The organism is Streptomyces soli (genome assembly GCF_003999195.1).
GTDB classification, from domain to species: domain Bacteria; phylum Actinomycetota; class Actinomycetes; order Streptomycetales; family Streptomycetaceae; genus Actinacidiphila; species Actinacidiphila soli.
On sequence record NZ_RJVR01000259.1, the window covers coordinates 1 to 24,786 of the forward strand.

Consider the following 24,786-nt stretch of genomic DNA (forward strand, 5'->3'; position numbering starts at 1 on the left):
CGCTACGAGGACATCCCGGCGCCTTGGAATCGCACGCACCAGACCGCGTCCGCTCTCCGATCGAAGGTCACCCGACAGGCTCTGAGGCGATCGCCTCGTAAAGCCGCTTCCCAAGCAGCGCCGGTGCGGCCCGCCGGACGGCGCGGCGTGGCCTGAATCGGACCACGGAAGTCCCATTTGTCGCTCCATTACCGGTGTCACCGTTGACGCCGCCTGCCACAGCCGTTCACACTCGCGGGCGCCGGTGCGGTGTGGATCAGCGCCGCCCCGGTCTCCCCCACGCTCACCACACAGCAAGGAGACACCGCATGGCGGCACTCCGATCCAGCTCTCCCGGCAGACGGGCCCGGCCGTTCCTGTCCGTCGTCCTCACGGCTCTCGTGGCTGCCGGCAGCCTCGGCGCGGGCTCCCCCGCCCAGGCGTCGGCCAAGGCCGCCGCCGAAGCCCCGCGTGATCTCGTCCCGTACGTGAACCCGCTCGTCGGCACGAAGCCCGGTGGGCCGGACTTCGGGACCGGCGGCGGGTCGGGCAACACCTTTCCGGGCGCCGACGTGCCGTTCGGGATGGTGCAGTGGAGCCCGGACACCGACAAGAACCAGCCCGGCGGCTACTTCTACGACGACGACAAGATCAGGGGCTTCAGCCTGACCCATCTGTCCGGTGCCGGCTGCGACGGGGCCGAGGACCTACCGTTCATGCCGTACTCCGGATCCGTGACCACCTCGCCGGCCACGGACCCGACGCACTATCTGGACAGCTTCTCCCACAACGACGAAACGGCCACCGCCGGCTATTACGGCGTCAAGCTGGCCTCCGGCAACAAGGTCGAACTGACGGCCACCCAGCGTTCCGGCGCCGGGCGCTTCACCTACCCGGCCGGCAGCACCGCCTCCCTGCTGCTGAACGTCTCCGGCTCCATCGGCGGCGCCTCGGACGCGCAGGCGACCATCACCGGCGACCGCACCATCACCGGCTACGTGGCCAGCGGCCACTTCTGCGGCGGCGGCAATCTCTACCGCGTGTACTTCTCGGCCACCTTCGACCAGCCCTTCGCCTCCGTCGGTACCTGGCACAACGACATCGTCAGCCCGGGCGACCAGAGCGTTCGCGGCACCGCCCGCGCCAAGGTCGGCACCCGGACGCAGTCCAAGCAGGCGCAGGCGGCACACCCCTCGGTCAGCGTCTCGGGGCCGGGTTCGGGGGCGTACGTCACCTTCGACACCGCGAAGCAGGCCACTGTCGGGGTGAAGGTCGGGCTCAGTTACGTGAGCATCGCGGGCGCCGCTGCGAACGCCAAGGCGGAGCAGGGTAGTTCATCGTTCGACAACGTTGTCGACAAGGCGCGCGCAGCCTGGAACCAGCGGTTGAACCAGATCCAGGTCGACGGCGGCACCACCGCCCAGCGCACCACCTTCTACACCGCGCTGTACCACTCGCTGCTCCAGCCGAACGTCTTCAGCGACACGGACGGCCAGTACGCGGGCTTCGACGGGCGCGTCCGCCAGGCGGCGAAGGGACACGCGCAATACGCCAACTTCTCCGGCTGGGACATCTACCGCTCCGAAGCGCAACTGCTGGCCCTACTGGCGCCTGCCGAAGCCGGTGACATCGCCCAGTCGATGTACAACCAGGCCCATCAGGCGGGCGATGTGTGGGACCGCTGGTCGGTGAACAACGACTTCGAGGGCGTCATGAACGGCGACCCCTACCACTCGATTCTGGCCAGCATGTACGCCTTCGGGGCCACCGGCTTCGACGCCAAGGCGGCGTTGACGTCAATGGTCAAGGGCGCCACGACCATCCAGCCGACCACCGCCCGCTACGTCGAACGGCCCGGCCTCGCCGACTACCAGAAACTCGGCTATCTGCCCGACGACGTCTCCACCACGCTGGAGTACACCAGCGCCGACTTCGGCATCGCCGCCCTGGCCGGCAAGCTGGGCGACGACACGACGCAGGCCGCCTTCATGAAGCGGGCACAGAACTGGGAGAGCGTCTTCAATCCGTCCAACTCCTGGATCCAGCCCCGCGATCCGGACGGATCGTTCGTCTCCCCCTTCGACCCCGCTGACTCCAGCCTGTACGTCGAGGGCAACGGCGCCCAGTACCACTGGATGGTGCCGTACGACCTCGCCGGACTGTTCGACGCCATGGGCGGCAACGCCAAGGCCGTCGACCGGCTGGACACGTTCTTCACCGAACTGAACGCCGGCCCGCACAAGCCGTATGCCTTCCTCGGCAACGAGCCCTCCCTGGAAACCCCTTGGGAGTACGCCTACGCCGGCGCGCCCTACCGCACCCAGGACGTGGTGCGCCGGGCGGCCAACTCCCTCTACTCCGAGAAGCCGGACGGCGAGGTCGGCAATGACGACCTGGGCGCGATGTCGTCCTGGTACGTCTGGGCGGCGCTCGGCATGTACCCGCAAGTGCCGGGTCGCGCCGAACTCGTGCTGGCCAGCCCGCTGTTCCCTAAGATCACCCTGCACCGGGCGAGCGGCCAGACCATCACCATCAACGCTCCGAACGCCTCGGCGGACACCTACTACGTACAGTCGCTCAAGGTGAACGGCGCGGACAGCGGAAAGGCCTGGCTGCCCGAGTCCTTCGTCGCCGACGGCGGCACCCTGGACTTCACCCTCGGCACCACCCCGAACACCACCTGGGCGAGCGCGGCGGCCGACGCGCCACCGTCCTTCCGCGACGGCGAGCAGCCGTACTTCACCAGCACCGACCCGGGCAGGGTCAAGGTCCAGCCCGGCAAGGACGCCGAGCAGGCGACCGTCACCGTCCGCACCCTCAAGGACACCGGCACCACCGTGCACTGGACGGCCTCACCCCCGGACGGCATCACCCTGTCCGCCACCGAGGGCGACCTCACCGTACCGGCGGACGGCACGGGCACCGGCGCCCTGTCGATCTCGGCGGCGGCCGGGACCGAACCGGGCTTTTACACCATCCCCCTGAAACTGACGGACTCCGACGGCACCGCCCTCCCCAAGGCAGCCCTCGCGGTGACGGTCGCCACGTCGGGCAGCCTGTTCTGGAACCTCAACAACAAGGGCATCTCCGCCGACGACACCAACCCCGCCGCCAACTTCGACGGCGGCGGCTACAGCTACTCGGCGAAGGCCCTCGCCTCCGCCGGAGCCACCCCCGGTGCCACCGTCACATCCGGCGGCTTCGGCTTCACCTGGCCCAAGGTCAAGCCCGGCGACCCGGACAACATCGCCGTCAGCGGCGGCGACCAGGTCCTCGACGCCCCGGCGGGCTCGGCGAACGCCACCCGGCTCAGCCTGCTGGGCAGCGCCAGCAACGGCGCCGCCGACGGCACCATGACCCTCGCCTACGCCGACGGCACGACCCAGGAGGCACAGATCGGCTTCAGCGACTGGACCCTCGGCGGCGGCAACCGCCAACCTTCGTACGGCAACACCATCGCTCTGCGTACCGCTTACCGCGACATCTCCGGCGGCGGCAGCCAACAGATCGCCACGGACGTCTTCGCCAGCGCTCCCATCACGCTGGCAGCCGGGAAGCAACTGAAGAGCGTGATCCTTCCCACCGCCGTGGCCGGCGGCACGCTGCACGTGTTCGCGCTCGCGACGGCCTAGGCACGCGGAGGGCGCGGTCAGCAGCCCGGTCGGGCCGCTGACCGCGCCCTCGTGCCAGGCCCCCGGGGTCCGCGGCGGTGTAGGCGTTGGCCAGGATGGCGCCGGGCATCATCGGCTCCGCTCGGAGCGGCACCTACGTCAAGGCCGTTTACGACGCTCTGCGGTAGCAGGAGGGCGGGACCTCACGGACCCGTGGAGATACCGCTGATCAACGTCTCGGCGACATGGTCCGCGTACACGCGCACCTTGGCCGGGTTTCCCGCGTCCACTTCGACCGACATACGGGCCGCGAGTCCAGCCTGACCATATTGCGCCGTCCCTCCCGAAGTGATCAGGAAGAAGAGAATCTCCGACGGAATCGGCTTGATTCTGCCCTGTTCCTGCAATTGCTCGAGAATCGACAGGAAACGAGACCGAAGAGGGCTGATGTAGTTGTCGTATAGATAATCCAGCCGGTCCGTTGGAGCGGCACCTTCAAGGGTCGCAAGACGGGCCAGATAAGGCCTGGTAGCGGAATACTCAATAAAACCGCGAATAAGCGTCCGCAACCGCTCCATCGGATCGGCCGCTTCATCGTCGATGGCCTCCAGGTGCGCCACCAAGGCGCCGAAGCCCCAGTCGACCGCAGCGCGCCACAGATTCGCCTTCGAACCGAAGCGCTGATACAGAAGATTCCGGCTCACGCCCAACTGATCGTTGACATTGCGCAGCGAAACCCCGTCATAACCGTGAACGGAAAACGCCTCTACTGCCGCGGGCAGTACCTCACTCATGGGAGCGGGCTGGGCACCCTTCCGAGGACGCCCACGCGGGCGGGTGGCCGGGCGAGGAGCAGTAGACATGCCTGGATTGTATCCAGTGCTCCTTGGCCCGACATTTCAGATTCCGACTCGACCACCGTGCCGGCGGCGAGAGCGCAGGTGGTGAAGTCCGCCGTCAGCGGATCCAGGTCCTCGGCGCGACGGGTCGCCGCCTAGGGCCTGTCCGGCCGATCTCCGTGCCAGATCCGAGATCGGCACCGGGCTCTGCGACCCGGCGGGGATTTGGCGGGCGGAGATGTCCACACGCTTCAGGGTGCCGCCGGCCAACTGGGTCAGCACCGGGAATCCCCGGACATGGACGGCCGGAGCCTGTGCCGTACCCGTTGCCTCTTGGAACGCATCAGCGGTTCGCGACTCGGTGTACTTGAGGGCCGAATAGTCGATGCCGGGTGGCGATCCAGCAGGCTCAGGCAGAGCACAAGCAGCGCCCACCATCGCCTCGGACAGGGGCTACTCATTTTATCGACGGGGTCGACGCGGTAAGACGCGTGGGGGGTCCTCAGAGCTGATGGCGGGGCAGTATTTGCTCAACGACGAGCAGATCAGCTTCTTGCTCATCGCTGTGCAATAACAACCGTCGGCCCTCACGAGAACACCCGCCGCTGAGCCGCGGACCGGTTGCCCCTGACCGCCCGGGCGGGTAGGTTCTTGCTCATAACTGTGCAAATTTGCTCATGCAGCCCCATGTTCGGAAGGTCCAGCCATGGCCAATACCAAGGGCCCAGTACCGCTTCGCAGCAACTCACGGTCGAACAGGGCTCGCATCCTCGCTGTCGCGCGCCAGCAGCTGAGCGAGAACCCGGATGTCGCCATGGATGACATCGCGCGGGCCGCCGGAGTCGTACGACGCACCCTTTACGGCCACTTCCCCGGGCGGGCGGCGCTGCTGGAAGCCCTCACCGACGAGGGGACCGAAACGCTCCTGGACACCCTGCGCTCGACCCTGGTGCCCTACGACACCCCCGAGGAACGGCTGGCTCGCCATGTGCTGGCCGGGTGGCCGGTGGGTGACCGCTACCGCATGCTGCTGGCTCTTGCCCGGCGGGATTTGGGGGATCTGAAGATCACCGAGGCGCTCGTACCCCCGCGCGAGATCGTCACAGCGACACTCAGCCGCGGCCAGAAGGCAGGAGTGTTTTCCAGCCACCTCCCGGCCGAGGTGTTGGCGACCGCACTGGAAGCCCTGGGGCTTTCCCTGCTGGAGATCACGGCCCAAGGCGCGTGGGACGGCACAGCCGCCGAGGCGGCCGTGGCCACCTTGATCGCAGCCGGCGTCGAACCGGCGGGGGCCGCCGACACGGTGCGACGGGTCCAGTCCGAATCAAACCCGCAGCAGTGATGCGCGAATCGTAGGGGGACCTGGCCGGCCAGCCCGCCGAGCCCAGACCCGCCACGGGTCTGGGCTCGGCCGGGTTTATCCCGCTGAGGCCGTCGCCGATGGCGAGGCGCTCGACGAGCCGCCGGCAGGCGGTGAGGTGGTGATGGTCACCGTGCTGCCACTGTCGGCATCGCTGCCGGGGGTGGGGTTGCTGTCCGCCACCAGTGCGTTGGAGTCGGCGGAGGAGCCGGAGGCCACGGCGACCTTGAGGCCGACATTGTTCAGCGCTGTGCGGGCGTCGGCGAGGGTCATGCCGATGAGGTTCGACGGCACCTGGACCGTCGTGGCCGCCTTGGCGACGTCCACATCGATGGTGGTACCGGTCTTGACCTGCTTGTTGGCCAGGATGCTCTGGCCGACGACGGTGCCTTCCTTGGCGCTCGAGTCCACGTCGGTCGTGGAGCCGAGGACGAGGTTGTTGGATTCGAGTAGCGTCTTGGCCTCGCTGGGGGTCAGGCCTGTGAGGTCGGGGACGGTGACCTTGTCGGAGGCCTTCGCCACCTTGAGCGTGACCGTGGAGCCCTTCTCGGCCTTGGTGCCGGCCTTCGGGTCCTGGCCGAGGACGGTTCCGGGATCCTTGTCGGACACGACCTGCTTGGTCTCCACCACGAAGCCCTTGTCCTCCAGGGCGGTCGTGGCGTCGCTCTCGTTCTGGTTGGTGACGTCGGGGACCGCGACCTTCGGGGCTCCGGTGGACATGACGACCGAGAGTGTCGCGCCCTTCGCGACGTCACCGGTCTCCGGGGTCTGGCTGCATACGCGGTCCTTGGGCTGGTCCGCACAGGGCTCGCTGTTGGTGACGGTGACCGTGAGGCCGACGTTGTCCGCCTGCTTCTTGGCGTCGTCCAGCGTCTGGCCGACGAGGTTCGGCACGGCAACCTTGCTGGTGTCCGTCCCGCTGCCGCCGAACAGTACCCAGCCCACGAGGACGGCACCTGCGAGCACCACGGCGGCCGCGACGCCCAGGATCACCACCGACTTCTTGCTCTTCGGCTGCCCCTGCTCCTCCGGGAGTTCGCCGTGGCCGCCCGCCCCCGGGTCCTCGACCGCGGCGAGGTTGGCGGTGGCGACTCCGGTGACGCTCGCAGCGACGGCCCTGCCGTCGAGGTAGGCCTCGATGTCGGCCCGCATCTCGTCGGCCGACTGGTAGCGGTATGCGGGGTCCTTGGCGAGCGCCCGCAGCACGATGGCGTCGATCTCGGGGGCGAGCCCGGGGTCGTACACGCTGGGCGGGAGCGGCTCCTCCTGTACGTGCTGGTAGGCGACCGCGACCGGGGATTCGCCGGTGAACGGCGGCCGCACGGCGAGCAGTTCGTACAGCAGGCAGCCCGTCGAGTACAGGTCGGAGCGCGCGTCGACCGGCCGGCCGAGGGCCTGCTCGGGCGACAGATACTGGGCGGTGCCCACGACCATGCCGGTCTGGGTCATGGCCATGCCGGGGTCGTCCATCGCGCGGGCGATGCCGAAGTCCATGACCTTGACCTGGCCCTCGCGGGTCAGCATGACGTTCGCGGGCTTGATGTCGCGGTGGACGATGCCGCTGCGGTGCGAGTACTCCAGCGCCTGCAGGATGCCGACGGTCATCTCCAGAGCGGCCGCGGGCAGCAGCTTGCGGCCGGACTTGAGCAGGTCAGCCAGGGTGGAGCCGTCCACGTACTCCATGACGATGTACGGGAGGGAGACGCCGTCTATCCAGTCCTCACCCGTGTCGTAGACGGCGCCGATGGAGGGGTGGTTCAGGGAGGCCGCGGACTGGGCCTCACGACGGAACCGGCCCTGGGAGGCCGGGTCGTGGGCGAGGTCGGCGCGGAGCGCCTTCACGGCGACGGTCCGGCCGAGCCTGGTGTCGTGGGCGAAGTAGACATCCGCCATGCCGCCGCGGCCCAGGAGCTGGCTCAACTGGTAGCGGCCGCTCAGGACGTACGACGGCCAGGCCTGGGCCGGGGCCTCGTACGTGTAGGACGGGTCCGCGTACGACCCGTCCGCGTAGGAATTGTCCGCATACGACGCGTCCGGGTAGGACGCGTCGGGGTAGGACGAGCCCTGGGAGGGCACGCCCGCGTACGGCGTGCCTTCTGATCCGACGGGGTTCACCTGGCATCACCGCAAGAGGTCGGAAGGTCATGGACCCCGCGGTCTGCACGCTCGGGTGCGACGCCCGCGGCGCGCTCGTTCTCGTCGGGCGAGGTATCGGGATTCACTCCCAGCCCCCGCCGGACCACCGCCAGGATACGGGCGCGACTGTCGCAGGCCGGACGTCTTTGTGGTTCGAGGATGGCGGACTTCGTCACTGCGGTCCCTCTGTCGGGCGGACGTGTCGTCGCAATGCTTGCACACGGATGAGCAAAGAAGTAAACAGGGTCCATGTCGGCGCCGATCGTCGCACGTGGACCTGTGGGAGCGAGGGCTGCGGTTTGCCCAGCCAGCAGGCCCGCCGACCGCCACGTCAGTTCCCGGCTGTGAGTCCGAGGGACTTGAGGCCCGCCTCGATGAAGTCGAGGGCGGTGACGATGTCCTCTTCCCTACCGAAGCCGTGAGGGCCGTCGGCGAGCTCCATGATGACGGCCGCGGCCGCGGCGGCGGCGATGCGCGGACCGAGGGCGTCGGGGGCGACTCCGAGGTCCTCGGCGACAGCCTTGGTCGCTTCGCGGACCGCGGCGGCCAGGCGCGCGTTGCGCAAGGCGCTCAGTTCGGGGTTGGCGTCGAACATGCACCGCTCGATCTCGTCGTTGCCGTCGTCGGGCTTGGCGTTCTCGGCGCGCACCCACCGGCCCAGGATGTCCAGCGCGGTCTCCCCTGGCCGGCGGTCGCGCAGAGCGTCGGTCAGCTGGTCCGCGCCTTCACTGAACCGGGACAGGGCGATGTCCTGCTTGGTGCGGAAGTACATGGCGACGGTGCGCGGGGCGACTTCGGCCCGCTCGGCTATGTCGGCGACGGTCGTGGCGTCGTAGCCCCGCTCGGCGAACAGTTCGAAGGCGGCACGGGTGATCGCCGCTCTGCGCCGGGTCTTGCTGCGTTCTCGTAGACCTTCCTCGACCATAACCGCAGGTTACAGCCAGATGTGATTTTGCAGCCAACTGCAAAAGTAGCTTAGGCTGCAAACCTTATTGAACGGCTGGCTGACGGAGGATCGCTGTGGCAGGACGGTTGTACGCGCTGGGCCGGTGGGCGGCACACCGCCGGGGCCGGGTACTGGCAGCCTGGCTGCTGCTGCTCGCGGTGGTCGGCGGGCTCGGGATCACGCTGCACGGCAAGCTCTCCACGGAGTTCAGCGTGCCGGGGATCGAGTCGCAGCAGGCGACGGACCTGCTGAAGAAGCAGTTCCCGGCAGCGGCCGGCGGCACCGCCCGAGTGGTGTTCGCTGCGCCGTCGGGCACGACGCTGGCCGGATCCACGGAGCAGGCCGCCATCGCGTCGAGCCTGAAGAAGGCCGCCTCGGTGCCCGGGGTGATCGCCGTGACCGACCCGGCGAGGACCGGCGCGCTGTCGGCGGACCACCGGATCGGCTATGCAGACGTGCTGTTCAAGCAGATCCCGGACGATGTGCCCCAGTCCGCCAAGGACGACCTGAAGCAGGCCATGGCCCCGGCCCGCGCCGCCGGAATCCAGGTCGAGTACGGCGGCACCGCCATGAAGCCGGCGGTCGAGATCGGCGGGCCCGCCGAGATCATCGGGGTGGTCACCGCCTTCGTCATCCTGGCGATCGCCCTCGGCTCCCTGCTGGCGGCCGGGATGCCGCTGCTCACCGCCCTCGTCGGAGTGGCGATCGGCGTACTGGGCGTCCAGTTCGTGTCCCGGTACGTCCAGATGACCAACACCGCGACCACTCTGGCCCTGATGATCGGCCTGGCCGTCGGCATCGACTACGCCCTGTTCCTGGTCTCCCGGCACCGCGAGCAGTTGGCAGACCAGGGCGACGACCACGACGTCCAGGACTCGATCGGCCGGGCCACCGCGACCGCCGGCAGCGCGGTGGTCTTCGCGGGCGTCACCGTCATCATCGCGCTGTCCGCGCTGTCGGCCACCGGCATCCCCTTCCTTACGATCATGGGCCTGGCCGCCGCGTTCACCGTGCTGCTCGCCGTCCTCATCGCGATCACCCTCGTCCCGGCGGTGCTGGGCTTCGCCGGTGAGCGGCTGCAGCCCCGCGCGGCGGGCGGCCGCCGCTTCCGCTTCCTGCGGCTGAGCCGCGGTCACGAGTCGCAGGGCAAGTGGGGCCTGGCGTGGGCCCGTACGATCACCCGCGCGCCGCTCGCCGTCGTGCTGATCTGCGTCGTCGGCCTCGGTGCCATCGCGCTGCCCGCCCGCCACCTGCGGCTCGGCCTGCCCAGCAACGAGGCCCAGCCGGTGGCCGGCACCCAGCACCGCAGCTACGACCTGCTCAGCCGCGGCTTCGGGCCCGGCTTCAACGCCACCATCACCGTCGCCGTCGACACCACCCACGTCCCGGCCGCCAAGCGCACCGCACTGCTGGACGACTTGGCCACCACCCTGCGCAAGGACTCCGACATCGCCGCCGTGGCCCCCCCGGTGACCAACGAGGCCGGGACGATGGCCATCCTCAGCGTCGTGCCCAGGAGCGGACCGGACGCGCAGGCCACCACCGACCTGGTGCACCGGGTGCGCGACCACGACAAGCAGGCCGTCGCCCGGGCAGGCGGCGTCATGTATGTCACGGGCGCCACTGCCGCCGCCATCGACATCTCGGCCAAACTGGCGGACGCGCTGCCGCTGTTCGTGGCCATCATCGTGATCCTGGCCATGCTGCTGCTGGCCCTCGCCTTCCGGTCACTGCTCGTCCCGCTCAAGGCCGTGCTCGGCTTCCTGCTGTCCACCGCGGCCAGCCTCGGCTTCGTGGTCTGGGTGTTCCAGTACGGGCATCTGGACGGGGTCTTCCAGGTCGCCGCCGCCGCACCGGTCGTGGCCTTCCTGCCGGTCCTGCTGATCGGGGTGCTGTTCGGGCTGGCGATGGACTACGAGGTCTTCCTCGTCAGCCGTATGCGCGAGCACTTCGAGCACACCAGGAACGCCGCGGAGGCCGTCACCCACGGCGTCGCCAAGAGCGGGCGCGTGGTCTCCGCGGCCGCTCTGATCATGGCGGTCGTCTTCGGCGGCTTCATCTTCACCGGCGACCCCGTCATCAAGTCGATCGCCTTCTCGCTCACCTTCGGTGTGCTCTTCGACGCCTTCGTCGTCCGCATGACCCTCGTCCCGGCGGTCATGGCCCTGCTCGGACGCCACGCCTGGAGCCTGCCGCGCTGGGTCGACCGCATCCTGCCCAACGTCGACATCGAGGGCGCCTCGCTGCCCGCCCGCACTCCGTCGGTGTCGGCGTCGGCGTCGGCGGAGGAGGCACGCCGGTAAGGCCAGGTAGGACCCCATTGACGGGGGCGTCGGCGGGCTGTGCCGCCGACGCCCCCGTTCGCGTTCGGAGACTGCCCGGAGACATCCACTTGCGGCAGGCGTAGAGTGCCTCTCGAAGCCATGTGTACGAGATCGTTTCGTACACTAGGAGCAAGGACCGCGTGGGCGAGGGGGGACGGACGATGGCCATCGATGAGGCGTCACAGACAGCGATCCCCGCGCTGTCCACACCCGCCGAAGCACCGGCCACCGAGCCCGCCCGGCCGCGCCCGGTACGGGAGTTGCTGCTGGTCGCCGCGCTGTACCTGGCCTATCGGCTGGGGCGGCTGGTGGCCGAGGGCCATGTCTCCGCCGCCTATGGCAACGCCGCGGACGTCTGGACCCTGGAGCGCGATCTCCACCTGCCCGACGAGGCCACCGTGCAGCGGCTGCTGCTGTACAGCGAGCCGCTCGTCCGGGCCACCAACACCTTCTAACGCCACGGTCCAGTTCCCGGCCACCATCCTGTTCCTGCTCTGGATGTACTGGCGCCGGCCGGCCCACTACGTACGCCGGTGGCGCTGGCTGTGGCTGATCCACCCGGCGCTCACTCTGCTCGTCGTCGTCGCGACCGCCAACCACTACTGGCTCGACGGCATCGCCGCCGCCGTCCTGCTCGCCGTCGCCCTCCTCCTGATCCCCCGTCCGTCCGGCCGCCCGGGGAGACCGGCATGAACGCGCTCGCCCTCGCCATCGCCCTGTCCCTGCTCTCGGCCGCCTGCTACGCCGCTGCCGCAGTGGCTCAGGAACGTATCGCCGGCCACGAGGCACGCGCCTCCTGGCCCACCGCCCTGGCCCTCACGGCGTCGGCGCCGGGCTGCACGTCGCGGCCCTGCCGTACGGGCCGCTCACCCTGCTCCAGCCACTGGGCGCCCTGTCCCTGGTCGTGGCAGTACCGATGTGGGCCGCCGCCCACGGCCGCCGCGTCGCGCGTGACGAATGGCGGGGAGCGGTCCTGACCGTCCTCGGGCTCACCGGGCTGCTGCTGACCACGTCATCGACCACCTCCTCGGCCGCCCTGGACGTACGGACCACGCTGCTCCTGGCCGCCGCCACAGCCGCCGCGATCGCCGCCCTCACCGCGATCCCGGCCGCCTCCCGTGCCTCCGTCGCCGCCGGCCTGGGCGCGCGTCATCGCGGAATTCGTCCACGATGAGCGGTTCGGCACCGTCAACTTCGTGCCGGAGGACGAGAGCGCCGAGCAGCTGACGCGGTTCGCCACCGAGGTCATCCCCGCGGCGCGGGCCGCCATCGCGGCGCACTGACTCCGAACGGAGCTACCAGGTCCAGGACCGGTCATTGAATGGTTGATCAGTAGGATGGCCACGGTGTCGCGGGAAGGACGGAACCCCAACGGTCCATGTCGGCGCGGCGCCCAGGCAGGGAGGAGTCGCTGATGCTGTTCCGTCAGCTGGAGTACTTCGTAGCGGTGGCCAGGGAGAAGCACTTCGCGCGGGCAGCCGAGTCCTGTTACGTGTCGCAGCCCGCGCTCTCGGCGGCGATCGCCAAGCTCGAGCGGGAGCTGAACGTCACCCTGATCAACCGGGGGCACAATTACGAGGGCCTCACCCCGCAGGGCGAACGGCTCGTCGTGTGGGCCAAGCGGATCCTGGCGGAGCAGGACGCGTTCAAGGCCGAGGTGGCCGCCGTCCAGTCGGGCGTGACCGGGACGCTGCGGCTGGGGACGGACCCCACGGCGTCGACGACGCTGGCCCTTCCGGTGGCCGCGTTCTGCGCGGCGCACCCGCTGGCCAAGGTGCAGGTCCGGTCCCGGTTGTCGACGAAGGAGCTGCACCGCCAGCTGCGCGATTTCGAGCTGGACGTGGCGATCGCTCACTTCGACCCCGGCGACCAGGAAGGCCTGCAGGTGGTGCCGCTCTATGAGGAGCGGTACATGTTGCTGGCGTCGGGCGAGCAGCTGATGTCCCAGACCTCCACCATGACGTGGGCGGAGGCGGCCCAGTTGCCGCTCGCGTTGCTGACCCCCGACATGAGGATTCGCCAGCTCATCGACAGCGTGTTCGCGGACAAGGGCGTCGTGGTGACTCCGCAGGTGGAGACGGACTCGATCGCTTCCCTGTACGCGCACGTGGGCGTCGGCGAGTGGGCGAGCATCGTGCCGCACACGTGGCTGCGGGCGATGCCGGTGATCGGCAGGACCAGGGCCCTGCGGCTGGTCGATCCGGACGCCGGGGCCCAGGTCTCGGTGGCGATCCACGCGGCGACTCCGGGTTCGGTCGCCGCGCGGGCGTTCGTGAACGCGGCGACGGGCTTGTCGCTGGACGACTTCTTCGACCAGCCGATGCCGACCGAGCACCGCGTCAGGTGAGAGCGGCCCCGGCGGCGTCAGCGGGCGTACTGGGCGTCCACCGCCTTGCGGTCGAGCCCGCCCTTGGCCGTGTGGGGCAGGGCGGCGACGACGTCGAGCCGGTCGGGTACCTCGAAGGCGGACAGCCGGTTGCGGCAGTACTGCAGGATCTGCTCCGACCCGGTGCTGTCGCTGTCGCGTACGACCACGACGGCGCCGACCCGCTGCCCGTAGGTCGCGTCGGGGATGGCGAAGACGGCCACCTCGGCGACCCCCGGACACCCGGCGATGATGTCCTCGACGTGCTCGGGGGAGATCTTCTCGCCGCCGCGGTTGATGAGGTTCTTGATCCGGCCGGTGAGGAACAGGTACCCGTCCTCGTCCAGTGAGCCCAGGTCGCCGGTACGGAACCACCCGTCGGCGAAGCTCTTCGCCGTCTCGGCCGGGTTGGCGAGGTAGCCCCGGGTGATGGTGGGGCCGTGCACCCACACTTCGCCCTCGGTGCCGGGCGGGCACGGGTGCCCGTCGCGGTCGACGACGCGAAGGTCCACTCCGGTCGACCGGCCGACGGACCCCTGCTTGAGCAGCCCGTCCTTCGGCAGCGGCTCGCTGGTCGCCTGGTGCGTGGTCTCGGTCATGCCGTACGCGGACAGAAGTGGCGCGCCGAGCGTACGTTCCAGCGCCCGCTGGGTCGCCGTGTTGAGGGGGGCACTGCAGCTGCGCACGAACTTCAGGGGCGCGATCTCCGGGCCCGGGTACTCGCGTGCCGACCGGTCGAGGAGTATCTCGTGGATGGTCGGGACGGCGGTGAACCACGTGGCGGACACGGCCCGTACGTCGTCCCAGAAGGTGTGTGCCGAGAACCGTCCCCGCTCGGGCAGCAGCACGCATCCCCCGCTGGCCAGGGTGGCCAGAAGCGCCGCGAACAAGCCGTGGCCGTGGAAGAACGGCATCACCGCGACCGTCGCGTCGCCGGGTCCCAGCTCGTAGATGTCGCAGATGCCCCGCACCGATTCGGCCACGTTGGCGTGCGTCAGCGGGACCATCTTGGCCTGGGCGGTGGTGCCCGCGGTGAACAGCACGAGGGCGTCGTGGCTCGAGAGTTCGTGCGCTGCGCCCCGCACGTGTCGCACCACGCGCGCGCCGGTTTCGAGCGTGGCTGTCGCCGTTCCGGCACGGGAGATGTCCACGCGCAGGGTCCATGGCGGGACGTGGTCCTGCGCCGGCGCGGCGCCGGCCGGGGGTGGACCGGCTAGGACCGCCTGCGCTCCGAGCGCCTCGAGCCGGGCGGACATCTGTGACTCGGGCAGTGCGGGGTCTATCGGAGCGATCACCAGCCCGGCCCGTGCCGCGCCCAGGAGCGCGACGACGAACTCGCAGGTGTTGGCGCACACCAGGCCGACCGCGTCCCCGCGGCGCAGCCCCGTACCGCGGAGTCGGGCCGCCACGTCCTCGGCCAGGGCGGCGAGGGCGCGGTAGGACAGATCCAGCCGGTCCCCGGTGACCACGAGCGCCCGGGCGTGGGGACGTTCGCGCACCTGCCGGTCGAGGAGATCGGCGAGGCCGGTGATCGCCGGGGGCCGGTACCGGTTCGTGTTCCGTACGGATGCTGCGGTCGGGACCGCCATGACCACCACCTCCTCGCGCCGGGGCTGATGAAGCTGTCACCTGCGAGCCTGCGGGGATGGCAAGTGCGCGTCCAATACGCACTGGCGAACGGCCGATAGCGACCGTCTATCAAGGGGCATCGGTGCAGCGTGGCGAGGGTCGGAGGGCCGTCGATAAATGTTGTTTATCGGCTGGTCGCCGATAGGTCTTGGACGTGAGGGCGCGTGCTGCCGAAGGTGGGATCAGTAGCCGCACATGGCATGACTGCCTGCCCAAGGAGGACCTCGGACTATGACCGCCCCTGCTGCAACGGAGACAGCGGCCACCGCCGACGCTCCGGCCGAGCTCACCGACGGGTACCACCTGGTCGTCGATGCTCTCAAGCTGAACGACGTCGACATCATCTACGGGGTGGTCGGCATTCCGATCACCGATCTGGCCCGCCTGGCACAGGCACAGGGCATCCGCTACATCGGCTTCCGTCACGAGAGCAACGCCGGACACGCGGCGGCCATCGCCGGGTACCTGACGAAGAAGCCGGGCGTGGCCCTGACGGTGTCCGCACCGGGCTTCCTCAACGGACTGGTCGCGCTGGCGAATGCCACCACGAACTGTTTCCCGATGGTGCAGATCTCCGGCTCCAGCGAGCGGCATCTCGTCGACCTCAAGCAGGGCGACTACGAGGAGATGGACCAGCTCGCCGCCGCGCAGCCGTTCGTCAAGGCCGCGTACCGCGTGAGCCGGGTGGAGGACATCGGCCGCGGTATCGCCCGCGCGCTGCGTACCGCGATATCCGGCCGTCCCGGCGGGGTCTACCTCGACATCCCGGCGGCGGTGCTGGGTTCCATCATGGACGCGGAGGCGGGCGCCAAGACGCTTAGCCGTCTCGTCGACCCTGCGCCGCGCCAGCTGCCCGCGCCCGAGGCGGTGGACCGCGCGATCGAGCTGCTGGCGGGTGCTGAGCGGCCGCTGGTGGTGCTCGGCAAGGGCGCCGCATATGCGCAGGCGGACGGCAAGGTCCGCGAGTTCATCGAGTCCACCGGCCTTCCGTACGTACCGATGTCGATGGCGAAGGGCCTGCTGCCCGACGACCACCCGCAGTCCGCGGCCACCGCCCGTTCGCTGGCGCTGAAGAAGGCCGACGTCGTGATGCTCGTCGGCGCCCGCCTGAACTGGCTGCTGAACCACGGCGAGGCACCGCAGTGGAACCCGGACGCGAAGTTCATCCAGGTGGACATCGAGCCCAAGGAGATCGACAGCAACCAGCCGATCGCCGCCCCGCTCGTCGGTGACATCGAGTCGGTGCTCGACGCGCTCGCCGAGCGGACCAAGCCCGGCCAGATCGCGGCCCCCGCGGCCTGGAAGGCAGAGCTGGCCTCGCGCTCGGCCCAGAACGTCGCCAAGATGGCGGAGCGCCTCAAGGCCGACCCGCACCCGATGCAGTTCATGGGTGCCCTGAAGGCCGTACGTGATGTCGTGCACGAGCACCCGGAGACGTACATCGTCAACGAGGGTGCCAACGCGCTGGACATCGCCCGCAACGTGATCGACATGCACGTGCCGCGCCACCGCCTGGACAGCGGTACGTGGGGCGTCATGGGCATCGGCATGGGCTATGCGATCGCCGCCGCCGTCGAGACCGGCTGCCCGGTCGTGGCCGTGGAGGGCGACAGCGCCTTCGGGTTCAGCGGCATGGAGCTGGAGACGATCTGCCGCTACAAGCTGCCCGTCATCACGGTCATCATGAACAACGGCGGTGTCTACAGGGGCGACGATGTCAACCCCCTGGAGAACGACCCGTCGCCGACCACCCTGATGCTCGAGGCCCGCCACGACAAGATGATCGAGGCGTTCGGCGGCAAGGGCTACCACGCCACCACTCCCGCCGAGGTCACCGCCGCCCTCACCGAAGCGCTGGCCTCGGGCGGCCCGGCCCTCATCGACTGTGTGATCGACCCCTCGGCCGGCACCGAGAGCGGCCACATCGCGCACCTCAACCCGAAGGGCATCACCGGCGGCAACATCACGCCGGCGAAGAAGTAAGCGCCTGCACCCCGAAGAGCACCCCGAAGAGCACCCCGAACACCCCCGCACTCCCACCCCCGCACTCCCACCCCCGCACGAGATCATTCACGAAAAGGAAGCCACCATGAGTGAAAAGCCGCTCGCCGGAATCAAGGTGATCGACTTCACCGGGGTCCAGGCCGGTCCCGCGTGTACCCAGATGCTCGCCTGGTTCGGCGCCGACGTCATCAAGGTCGAGCGCATCAACGGCGGCGACGTGACCCGCAAGCAGCTGCGCGACATCCCGGACGTCGACGCCCTGTACTTCACCATGCTGAACAGCAACAAGCGCTCCCTGGCCATCAACACCAAGGCTCCCGAGGGCAAGGAGGTCATGGAGAAGATGATCCGCGAGGCGGACATCCTGGTCGAGAACTTCGCGCCGGGCGCCATGGACCGCATGGGTCTCGGGTGGGACTACATCCACGAGCTCAACCCGCGCCTGATCTTCGGTTCGGTCAAGGGCTTCAACGACGCCTCGTCGTGGTCCGACCTCAAGGTCTACGAGAACGTCGCGCAGGCCGCCGGTGGCGCCGCGTCCACCACCGGTTTCTGGGACGGCCCGCCCACCATCAGCGGTTCGGCCCTCGGCGACAGCAACAGCGGTATGCACCTGCTGATCGGCCTGCTGACCGCGATCATCCAGCGCAACACGACCGGACTCGGCCAGAAGGTGTCGGTGTCCATGCAGGACGCCGTGCTCAACCTGACCCGGGTCAAGCTCCGTGACCAGCAGCGCCTGGAGAAGATCGGCTACCTGGAGGAGTACCCGCAGTACCCGAACGGCGAGTTCGGCGACGCGGTGCCCCGTGGCGGCAACGCCGGCGGCGGCGGCCAGCCGGGCTGGATCCTGAAGTGCAAGGGCTGGGAGACCGACCCCAACGCCTACATCTACTTCACGATCCAGGAGCAGAACTGGGCGCGCACCTGCGAGGCCATCGGCAAGCCCGAGTGGACCGAAGACCCGGAGTACACCACCGCTCTGGCCCGTCAGTCGCACATCTTCGACATCTTCGGCGAGATCGAGAAGTGGCTGGCCGACAAGACCAAGTACGAGGCGGTCGACATCCTGCGCACGTTCGAGGTGCCCTGCGCACCCGTGCTCAGCATGAAGGAGCTCGCCGAGGACCCCGACATGCGCAAGAGCGGCACGATCGTCGAGGTCGAGCAGAAGGAGCGCGGCACCTACCTGACGGTGGGCAGCCCGATCAAGTTCTCCGCCTTCACGCCCGAGATCGTCGGTGCGCCGCTGCTCGGCGAGCACACCGACGAGGTCCTCGCCGGCCTCGGCTACGACGCGGACGCCATCGCCAAGCTGCACGACGGCCAGATCGTCGCCTGACCTGCACCGACCCAGGTGCCCCGCGTGCGAACCTTGCGCGCGGGGCACCCGCATGTGTGATGGTCCGTCAGGCTGACGGTCGCTCATAGCACGACACACCGGCGTCCATGACGGACAAGAAGAACCAGATCAAGCACAAGTCCGGCGGCTACACACCACTGTTCGACATGGGAGACACCAACGGCTCCGGCGAGGGCGGCTACCAGTACCTCTGGGACAACGACCTCAAAGCCTACTTTCAGGCCGTACCGGACAGCCTCCTCTACAAGGTGAACGGGCAGCCCCTCGTCTACCTCTGGTCCGACAACGCCTTCGCCTTCACCAACCAGGGCAACGGCAACTCCGCCAAGATGCTCGGTTACGTCCGCTCGCAGGCGCAGTCGACCTTCTCGGAGAACCCCTACTTCGTCGTCGACAACAGCTGGGTCAAGAACGACTCGTCCGTCTCCAGCGTCGCGAACGGGGCCGACAGCTGGTTCGGGGTGCCGAGTCCGGCGTATACCAACCAGACGCTCAACGGCACCACCAACGGCGTCACCGTGCCCGGTTTCCACTTCGTCTCGGGCACCAGCAACATGATCATCGACCCCAACCACGGCAAGACACTGGTGAGCGACCTGGAAGCCACCGTCAACGCCGGGGACAACATCACCCTGCTGGAGGGCTTCACCGACTGGCAGGAGGGAGCGGCCTTGTGGCGTACGGAGAACGCCCCGTACAGCACGACGGCGCGCGACTATCCGAGCCAGGACATCAACATCCTGCGCCGGTACTCGACCACTCCGTTCCCGACCGACATGACCGTGCAGGCCGAAACGGCGGACGCCGTCCATGACACGACCACCGGCAACCAGTGGAAGATCTACCGGGACGACGACCTCGACGTCCAGACGACCACCGACACGAACGGCGGCTGGAACGTCGGCAACGTCGCCTCCGGCGAGTGGGAGCAGTGGGACGAGGTCCCGATGCAAGGCACCGAGGACCTGAAAATCCGCGTCGCCACGCCCAACTCGGGCGCCAAGCTGCGCTTCGTCATTGACGGAGTGGCCGGCCCGACCATCACCGTCCCGAACACCGGCGGCTGGCAGACCTGGCAGACCATCGACGCGGGCACCTTCCAGTTCAACTCGGGCACCTACCACACCGTGCAGCTCCAGCAGGTGAACGGCGGCCAGAACATCAACTGGTGGCAGGCCCAGAACGTGACCTAGCCCGCCGGCCGGATCACCTCTTGCGGCGGCAGCGCGTCTGCGCTGCCGCCGCCGTGTTCGGTACGTCACCCACCGGTCAGGGTCAGCTGGAGCTCACCGGCCCGGCCCGTGACGTCACGCGTCTTCGGGGCGGTCCGCTCGGCCGTCGCTGCCCCGGCCGGGACGTACACCACCCGACCGTCCCGCACGACTCGGTGGCACGCGCAGCTCAGGCAGGGGTCGGTCAGGCGCGCAGCGGGGCCAGTGCCTGGCTCCAGGCCACGACCTGGTCGAGCGTGGTGGTGAGCGCCTCGCGCTGGAACTCGCTGGGCTTGAAGACGCTGAAGTTCTCGAAGTCGGTGAACAGGGACAGCGCGACCTGGGCGCGCACGTCGGCCAGCTGGAGTTCGCCGGCTATCAGGCGCAGGTGCTCCACGGCGCGGGTGCCGCCGGCCGAGCCGTAGCTGACGAAGCCGACGGCCTTGTTGTTCCACTCGGCGTAGAGGAAGTCGATGGCGTTCTTCAGCGCGCCGGAGGTGGAGTGGTTGTACTCCGGCGTCACCATCACGAAGCCGTCGAAGGAGGCGATCTTGTTGGCCCAGCGCAGGGTGTGCGGTTGCGTGTACTGGCCCATCGACGGCGGGTACGCCTCGTCGAGGTGGGGCAGCTTGTAGTCGAGCAGGTCGACAAGTTCGAACTCCGCGTCGGTGCGCTGCGCGGCGACCTCGTACACCCAGCGGGCGACGGCCTCCCCGTTGCGTCCGGGGCGGGTGCTGCCGAGGATGATCCCGATCTTGGTCATGGGTTTCCCTCTATGACTTTCTGTTGATCGATCCGCTAAAGAATGCTTGCTCCGTCAAGTAATCCACGTAGCACTTGATTCGTCAAGCAAGTAATCTCGGATGCATGTCCACCCCCGAACAACCGCTGCAACCCCTGAACGCGAACGAGGAAGCGCTACTGCGCGAGCTCGGCCGGGTGATGATCGTGCTCCCCCGCGTGATCGACGCCGACATGATGCGCGAGGAGCACCTGCCGCTCTCCGAGTACACGACCCTGATGTATCTGTCCGAGGCACCGAACCGGCTGATGCGCATGAGCGAGCTCGCCGCCACCTGCAACCTCTCGCTGAGCGGAATCACCCGCGTCGTCACCCGCCTGGAGAAGCAGGGACTGGTCGAACGGGTCAGGTGCGACGAGGACGCCCGTGGGTGGAACGCCGTCCTCACCGACGCCGGCCTCGCCAGGCTGGAAAAGGCGTGGCCCGCCCACCTGGCCAGCGCCCGTCGCCACGTCTTCGACCACCTCGAAGGCACCGACCTGACCCAGCTCATCCACGCACTGCGGCGCTTCGCGACCTGAGGCACCGGGCGATTCAAGGAGTACGACATGGCCACAGACACCGTCACGCTCGGGCTGGACACGTTCGGCGACGTCACGAACGACGCCGAAGGCCGGCCGCTCTCGCACGGCCAGACCATTCGCCACCTGGTCGAGGAAGGCGTCCTTGCCGACCGGGTCGGCCTGGACCACTTCGCCATCGGCGAGCACCACGCCGACACGTTGCCTCTCTCGGCCGCCGACGTCGTGCTCGCGGCCATCGCGGCGCGCACCTCGCACATCCGCCTCGGTTCGGCGGTGACGGTGATCAGCTCCGACGACCACGTCCGCGTCTTCCAGCGCTACGCCACTCCGGGGAGCTGCACGTCGGCACGCTCTTCTCCATCAGCACCGGCATCCTGCCCCGCGCCCTGAGCGCCTGGCGCGGGAATTACCCCGAACTACGCGTCCAGCTCGTCGAGTTCCGCCACACCGACGACCTCATCGCGGCCATGGAGGCGGGCAACGCCGACCTCGCGGTCGGACCCACGCCCCCCAACTGGGACGGTCCCACCCGCGAGATCGGCATCGAGGAGTTCGTGATCGTGGCTTCGAGCGACGCCGACCTGCCCACCGAGTCCTCACGAATACGCATGGCCGACCTCGCAGAACACGAGTGGGTCCACTTCACCCCGCAGAGCGGTCTGTCCGAGATCCTGGACCACGCCTGCGAAGCCGCCGGGTTCGAACCACGCGTGTCGGTACGCACCGAACAGGGCCCCGCCGCCATCAACCTCGCACTCACCGGCCTCGGTCTCGCGCTCGTCCCCGGCAACAACATCCCGCCCTGGTTCGAGGGCGCCGTGCTGCGCCCCGACCCACCAGTACGCCGTGAGCTCTCGGTCTACACACGGGTCCGCCCCGACCCGATCACCGCCGCCTTCGTCGAGGCCATCGCCGACGAGACCCTCGTCACCCCACCCCACATCCTCAGCAGGCTCAACCTCGCACAGTGATGACCAGCTTGCCGCGTGCCTGGCCATCCGCCAGACAGCGCACGGCCTCGGGGGTCTGATGGATCCCGAACGCGCCCCGAACGCACCAGCCCGGCCCGGGGCCACGATCCGGGACCCGCCGATCGAGCGGGCCCTCCGAGTGCGGATGCCCCCGAAGCACCGAACTGGTGTCTCAGGCCAGGTCACGCACCGTGCGCCGGTCTCGCGGCGTCATAACACTTACTGCCGTGGCGAATTCACAGGTGCGCGCAGTCTTGACGCGGCCCTTATTTCACACGTTAAATCACGGCGTGAATTAAGCCGTGACGCCGTTCACTTCCTGAAGTGACACACCTCAGGAGCTGACCGGCCATGCATGCGCCCCCACACCCTGCGGCGGCCGCGCCGACAATGCGGCACCCGACCCTGCAGAACGCTCCCAACCCCCCCTAAAAGGAGCCCGAAGATGCACCGTCCCCCCACCGCCGGCAGCAGCCGGTTCCGCCTACCATGGTCGCGCAGACGAACCGTGCCCGTGCTGACCACGCTCGGTCTGCTCGGCGGCCTGACCCTGACCCTGGCCCACGCGCCCACGGCCACCGCGGCAGCCGCCGCGCTGCCGACCGGCTACACCACCGTGGTCAACAAGGGCAGCGGCAAGTGCGTCGACGCCCGCTCGGCCGCCACCGCCGACGGCACCGCCGTCCAGCAGTACACCTGCAACGGCAGCACCGCCCAGAACTGGCAGCTGGTAGCCACCAGCGGCGGCTACTACCGCGTGAACAACAACAACGACGCCACGAAGGCCTGGGACGTCACCGGTGTCTCCACCGCCGACTCCGCGACCATTCAGCTGTGGACGTACGGGGGCGGCAACAACCAGCAGTGGCTGCCGGTCGTCGAGGCCGACGGCGCCTACCACTTCGTGAACCGCAACAGCGGGAAGTGTCTGGACGTCCCCAGCGCCTCCACCGCGGACAGCGTGCAGCTGGGGCAGTACACCTGCAACGGCACCGCCGCACAGTCCTTCACCCTGGGCGGCGCCGGTGGCGGCACGACGAACCCGCCGGGCACCCCGGACTTCGGTCCCAACGTGACGGTGTTCGACCCGTCGATGTCGGCGTCCAGCATCCAGTCGAAGCTCGACTCGGTCTTCTCCCAGCAGCAGACCAACCAGTTCGGTTCCGCCCGCCAGGCCCTGCTGTTCAAGCCCGGCACCTACAGCGCCAACGCCAACGTCGGCTTCTACACCCAGGTCGCCGGCCTCGGCCTGTCGCCGGACGACGTGACCATCAACGGTTCCGTGCACGCGGAGGCCGACTGGTTCCAGGGCAACGCCACCCAGAACTTCTGGCGCGACGCCGAGAACATGTCGGTCAACCCCACCAACGGCCTTGACCGCTGGGCCGTCTCCCAGGCCGCCCCGTACCGGCGCATGCACGTACGCGGCAACCTCGCGCTGGACGACGGCGGTTGGTCCAGCGGCGGCTTCATCGCCGACACCAAGGTCGACGGCCAGATACAGTCCGGCTCCCAGCAGCAGTTCCTCACCCGGAACTCCACGATGGGCAGCTGGTCCGGCTCCAACTGGAACATGGTCTTCGTCGGCGACCAGGGCGCGCCCGCCCAGTCCTTCCCGACGTACACCAACGTCGCCACCTCGCCGACGATCCGCGAGAAGCCCTTCCTGTACGTCGACAGCGCGGGCAACTACCAGGTGTTCGTGCCCGGGTTGCAGACCAATGCCTCCGGCACCACGTGGAGCGGGAAGACCCCGGCAGGTAAGTCCCTGTCGATCGACCAGTTCTACATCGTGAAGCCCGGCGCCACCGCGGCCGACATGAACGCGGCCCTCGCGGCGGGTAAGAACCTGCTGGTCACCCCCGGCGTCTACCACCTCAACCAGACGCTGAACATCACGCGCGCCGACACGGTGGTGCTGGGCATGGGCCTGGCCACCCTCGTGCCGGACGGTGGGATCACCGCCGTCAGCACCGCTGACGTCGACGGCATCGAGCTGGCCGGCCTGCTGATCGACGCGGGCACCACCAACTCCCAGACGCTGATGCAGCTCGGCCCGGCCGGCTCGTCCGCCAGCCACGCGGCCGACCCGCCGCAGCTGTCCGACGTCTTCTTCCGGATCGGCGGCGCGACCGTCGGTAAGGCGACCCAGTCGCTGGTGATCAACACCAACAACGCGATCATCGACCACACCTGGGTCTGGCGGGCCGACCACGGCAACGGCGGCACCGTCGGCTGGACCACCAACACCGCGGACAACGGCGTGGTGGTCAACGGCAACAACGTGACCGCGTACGGCCTGTTCGTCGAGCACTTCCAGAAGACACAGGTGATCTGGAACGGCAACGGCGGCAGAACGTACTTCTTCCAGAACGAGATGCCCTACGACCCGCCGGACCAGGCCTCCTGGATGAACGGCTCCGCCAAGGGCTACCCCGCGTACAAGGTCGGCGCCTCCGTCACCACCCATGAGGCGTGGGGTCTGGGCAGCTACTGCTACTTCAGCTCCAACTCGAGCGTGGTCGCCGATCACGCCTTCGAGGTGCCCAACGTCTCCGGGGTCAAGTTCCATGACATGGTGACCGTCTCGCTGGGCGGTGTGGGCACCATCAGCCACATCATCAACAGCACCGGAGGACCTTCCAACTCCAGCACCAACGTCGCCAACCTCACCAACTACCCGTAGCAGGAGGGTGTCCCCGTGGGCTCCGCACACATCTCT

The 24,786-nt window shown here is 68.8% G+C and carries 20 protein-coding genes and 1 pseudogene; 15 read left to right on the plus strand and 6 right to left on the minus strand.

From position 1 onward, the window contains the following. Positions 1 to 308: 308 nt before the first annotated feature. Positions 309 to 3,611 carry a GH92 family glycosyl hydrolase gene (locus tag EFK10_RS27010; protein ID WP_127358271.1) on the plus strand — a complete coding sequence of 1,101 codons (3,303 nt, stop codon included), beginning with the start codon at positions 309 to 311 and terminating at the stop codon, positions 3,609 to 3,611. 182 nt (positions 3,612 to 3,793) lie between these two features. Here the strand turns inward: EFK10_RS27010 and EFK10_RS27015 are convergent, their stop codons facing one another. Continuing rightward, positions 3,794 to 4,384: a TetR/AcrR family transcriptional regulator gene (locus EFK10_RS27015; RefSeq protein WP_164836161.1), complete on the minus strand. Its 591-nt coding sequence runs from the start codon at positions 4,382 to 4,384 to the stop codon at positions 3,794 to 3,796. Between the two features lie 105 nt (positions 4,385 to 4,489). Next, positions 4,490 to 4,867 carry an LmeA family phospholipid-binding protein gene (locus EFK10_RS27020; RefSeq protein WP_127358273.1) on the minus strand — a complete coding sequence of 126 codons (378 nt, stop codon included), beginning with the start codon at positions 4,865 to 4,867 and terminating at the stop codon, positions 4,490 to 4,492. Between the two features lie 268 nt (positions 4,868 to 5,135). Here EFK10_RS27020 and EFK10_RS27025 point away from each other — a divergent pair, with 268 nt between their 5' ends. Further along, complete coding sequence (locus EFK10_RS27025; protein WP_127358274.1) at positions 5,136 to 5,771, plus strand: TetR/AcrR family transcriptional regulator; 636 nt, start codon at positions 5,136 to 5,138, stop codon at positions 5,769 to 5,771. 75 nt (positions 5,772 to 5,846) lie between these two features. On the opposite strand, the gene pknB is transcribed toward EFK10_RS27025, so the two are convergent. Together pknB and EFK10_RS27035 are read right to left on the minus strand one after the other, a co-directional pair. Further along, a complete protein-coding gene (pknB, locus tag EFK10_RS27030; protein ID WP_240677493.1) occupies positions 5,847 to 7,727 on the minus strand; it encodes a Stk1 family PASTA domain-containing Ser/Thr kinase in 1,881 nt (626 codons plus the stop codon). 529 nt (positions 7,728 to 8,256) lie between these two features. Then, on the minus strand, positions 8,257 to 8,850 hold the full coding sequence (locus EFK10_RS27035) for a TetR/AcrR family transcriptional regulator (RefSeq protein WP_127358275.1): 594 nt from the start codon (positions 8,848 to 8,850) through the stop codon (positions 8,257 to 8,259). A gap of 95 nt (positions 8,851 to 8,945) precedes the next feature. On the opposite strand from EFK10_RS27035, the gene EFK10_RS27040 reads away from it, so the two are divergent. The 5 genes from EFK10_RS27040 to EFK10_RS27055 all read left to right on the plus strand — a co-directional run bounded on the left by EFK10_RS27040 (position 8,946) and on the right by EFK10_RS27055 (position 13,542). Beyond that, positions 8,946 to 11,174: an MMPL family transporter gene (locus EFK10_RS27040; RefSeq protein ID WP_127358276.1), complete on the plus strand. Its 2,229-nt coding sequence runs from the start codon at positions 8,946 to 8,948 to the stop codon at positions 11,172 to 11,174. A gap of 182 nt (positions 11,175 to 11,356) precedes the next feature. After that, complete coding sequence (locus EFK10_RS53460; protein ID WP_407647151.1) at positions 11,357 to 11,650, plus strand: hypothetical protein; 294 nt, start codon at positions 11,357 to 11,359, stop codon at positions 11,648 to 11,650. A 43-nt stretch (positions 11,651 to 11,693) separates the two neighbouring features. Beyond that, positions 11,694 to 11,888 carry a phosphatase PAP2 family protein gene (locus EFK10_RS53465; protein WP_407647152.1) on the plus strand — a complete coding sequence of 65 codons (195 nt, stop codon included), beginning with the start codon at positions 11,694 to 11,696 and terminating at the stop codon, positions 11,886 to 11,888. Positions 11,889 to 12,099: 211 nt separating this feature from the next. Beyond that, a complete protein-coding gene (locus EFK10_RS27050) occupies positions 12,100 to 12,369 on the plus strand; it encodes a hypothetical protein (RefSeq protein WP_127358277.1) in 270 nt (89 codons plus the stop codon). A gap of 240 nt (positions 12,370 to 12,609) precedes the next feature. After that, positions 12,610 to 13,542, plus strand: a complete 933-nt coding sequence (locus EFK10_RS27055; protein ID WP_127358278.1) for a LysR family transcriptional regulator — start codon at positions 12,610 to 12,612, stop codon at positions 13,540 to 13,542. A 17-nt stretch (positions 13,543 to 13,559) separates the two neighbouring features. On the opposite strand, the gene EFK10_RS27060 is transcribed toward EFK10_RS27055, so the two are convergent. Then, entirely contained in the window at positions 13,560 to 15,149 is a 1,590-nt protein-coding gene (locus tag EFK10_RS27060) for a FadD7 family fatty acid--CoA ligase (protein ID WP_127358279.1), read from the minus strand. Positions 15,150 to 15,420: 271 nt separating this feature from the next. On the opposite strand from EFK10_RS27060, the gene oxc reads away from it, so the two are divergent. The 4 genes and pseudogenes from oxc (at position 15,421) to EFK10_RS52275 (ending at position 19,749) form a co-directional block, all read left to right on the plus strand. After that, entirely contained in the window at positions 15,421 to 17,172 is a 1,752-nt protein-coding gene (gene oxc, locus EFK10_RS27065) for an oxalyl-CoA decarboxylase (protein ID WP_127358280.1), read from the plus strand. 106 nt (positions 17,173 to 17,278) lie between these two features. Beyond that, positions 17,279 to 18,535, plus strand: coding sequence for a formyl-CoA transferase (frc, locus tag EFK10_RS27070; RefSeq protein ID WP_127358281.1), 1,257 nt, complete (start codon positions 17,279 to 17,281; stop codon positions 18,533 to 18,535). A gap of 104 nt (positions 18,536 to 18,639) precedes the next feature. Beyond that, a pseudogene (locus tag EFK10_RS52270) lies at positions 18,640 to 19,347 on the plus strand (DUF5010 domain-containing protein); the annotation flags it as partial. Next, positions 19,333 to 19,749 carry a carbohydrate-binding domain-containing protein gene (locus EFK10_RS52275; protein WP_265737562.1) on the plus strand — a complete coding sequence of 139 codons (417 nt, stop codon included), beginning with the start codon at positions 19,333 to 19,335 and terminating at the stop codon, positions 19,747 to 19,749. The pseudogene EFK10_RS52270 and the gene EFK10_RS52275, both read left to right, overlap by 15 nt. 223 nt (positions 19,750 to 19,972) lie before the next feature. Here EFK10_RS52275 and EFK10_RS27080 read toward each other — a convergent pair whose 3' ends face one another. Beyond that, a complete protein-coding gene (locus tag EFK10_RS27080; RefSeq protein WP_127358283.1) occupies positions 19,973 to 20,530 on the minus strand; it encodes an NADPH-dependent FMN reductase in 558 nt (185 codons plus the stop codon). Positions 20,531 to 20,634: 104 nt separating this feature from the next. Between EFK10_RS27080 and EFK10_RS27085 the strand changes: the two genes are divergently transcribed. The 4 genes from EFK10_RS27085 (at position 20,635) to EFK10_RS27100 (ending at position 24,750) form a co-directional block, all read left to right on the plus strand. Further along, positions 20,635 to 21,090, plus strand: a complete 456-nt coding sequence (locus tag EFK10_RS27085) for a MarR family winged helix-turn-helix transcriptional regulator (protein WP_127358284.1) — start codon at positions 20,635 to 20,637, stop codon at positions 21,088 to 21,090. Between the two features lie 27 nt (positions 21,091 to 21,117). Beyond that, positions 21,118 to 21,483: an LLM class flavin-dependent oxidoreductase gene (locus tag EFK10_RS27090; protein ID WP_127358285.1), complete on the plus strand. Its 366-nt coding sequence runs from the start codon at positions 21,118 to 21,120 to the stop codon at positions 21,481 to 21,483. After that, the gene (locus EFK10_RS27095; protein WP_240677494.1) at positions 21,468 to 22,064 is read left to right on the plus strand and encodes a substrate-binding domain-containing protein; all 597 of its coding nucleotides are present in this window, start codon (positions 21,468 to 21,470) and stop codon (positions 22,062 to 22,064) included. The genes EFK10_RS27090 and EFK10_RS27095 overlap by 16 nt, the downstream gene beginning before the upstream one ends. A gap of 445 nt (positions 22,065 to 22,509) precedes the next feature. Continuing rightward, positions 22,510 to 24,750, plus strand: coding sequence for an RICIN domain-containing protein (locus EFK10_RS27100; protein ID WP_240677485.1), 2,241 nt, complete (start codon positions 22,510 to 22,512; stop codon positions 24,748 to 24,750). The last annotated feature ends 36 nt before the right edge of the window (positions 24,751 to 24,786 follow it).

Coding starts and splice junctions, on each gene's coding strand:
- EFK10_RS27010 (WP_127358271.1), top strand. CDS start 309: ATGGCGGCACTCCGATCCAGCTCTCCCGGCAGACGGGCCCGGCCGTTC.
- EFK10_RS27015 (WP_164836161.1), bottom strand. CDS start 4,384: ATGAGTGAGGTACTGCCCGCGGCAGTAGAGGCGTTTTCCGTTCACGGT.
- EFK10_RS27020 (WP_127358273.1), bottom strand. CDS start 4,867: ATGGTGGGCGCTGCTTGTGCTCTGCCTGAGCCTGCTGGATCGCCACCC.
- EFK10_RS27025 (WP_127358274.1), top strand. CDS start 5,136: ATGGCCAATACCAAGGGCCCAGTACCGCTTCGCAGCAACTCACGGTCG.
- EFK10_RS27035 (WP_127358275.1), bottom strand. CDS start 8,850: ATGGTCGAGGAAGGTCTACGAGAACGCAGCAAGACCCGGCGCAGAGCG.
- EFK10_RS53460 (WP_407647151.1), top strand. CDS start 11,357: ATGGCCATCGATGAGGCGTCACAGACAGCGATCCCCGCGCTGTCCACA.
- EFK10_RS53465 (WP_407647152.1), top strand. CDS start 11,694: ATGTACTGGCGCCGGCCGGCCCACTACGTACGCCGGTGGCGCTGGCTG.
- EFK10_RS27055 (WP_127358278.1), top strand. CDS start 12,610: ATGCTGTTCCGTCAGCTGGAGTACTTCGTAGCGGTGGCCAGGGAGAAG.
- EFK10_RS27060 (WP_127358279.1), bottom strand. CDS start 15,149: ATGGCGGTCCCGACCGCAGCATCCGTACGGAACACGAACCGGTACCGG.
- oxc (WP_127358280.1), top strand. CDS start 15,421: ATGACCGCCCCTGCTGCAACGGAGACAGCGGCCACCGCCGACGCTCCG.
- frc (WP_127358281.1), top strand. CDS start 17,279: ATGAGTGAAAAGCCGCTCGCCGGAATCAAGGTGATCGACTTCACCGGG.
- EFK10_RS52275 (WP_265737562.1), top strand. CDS start 19,333: ATGACCGTGCAGGCCGAAACGGCGGACGCCGTCCATGACACGACCACC.
- EFK10_RS27080 (WP_127358283.1), bottom strand. CDS start 20,530: ATGACCAAGATCGGGATCATCCTCGGCAGCACCCGCCCCGGACGCAAC.
- EFK10_RS27085 (WP_127358284.1), top strand. CDS start 20,635: ATGTCCACCCCCGAACAACCGCTGCAACCCCTGAACGCGAACGAGGAA.
- EFK10_RS27090 (WP_127358285.1), top strand. CDS start 21,118: ATGGCCACAGACACCGTCACGCTCGGGCTGGACACGTTCGGCGACGTC.
- EFK10_RS27100 (WP_240677485.1), top strand. CDS start 22,510: ATGCACCGTCCCCCCACCGCCGGCAGCAGCCGGTTCCGCCTACCATGG.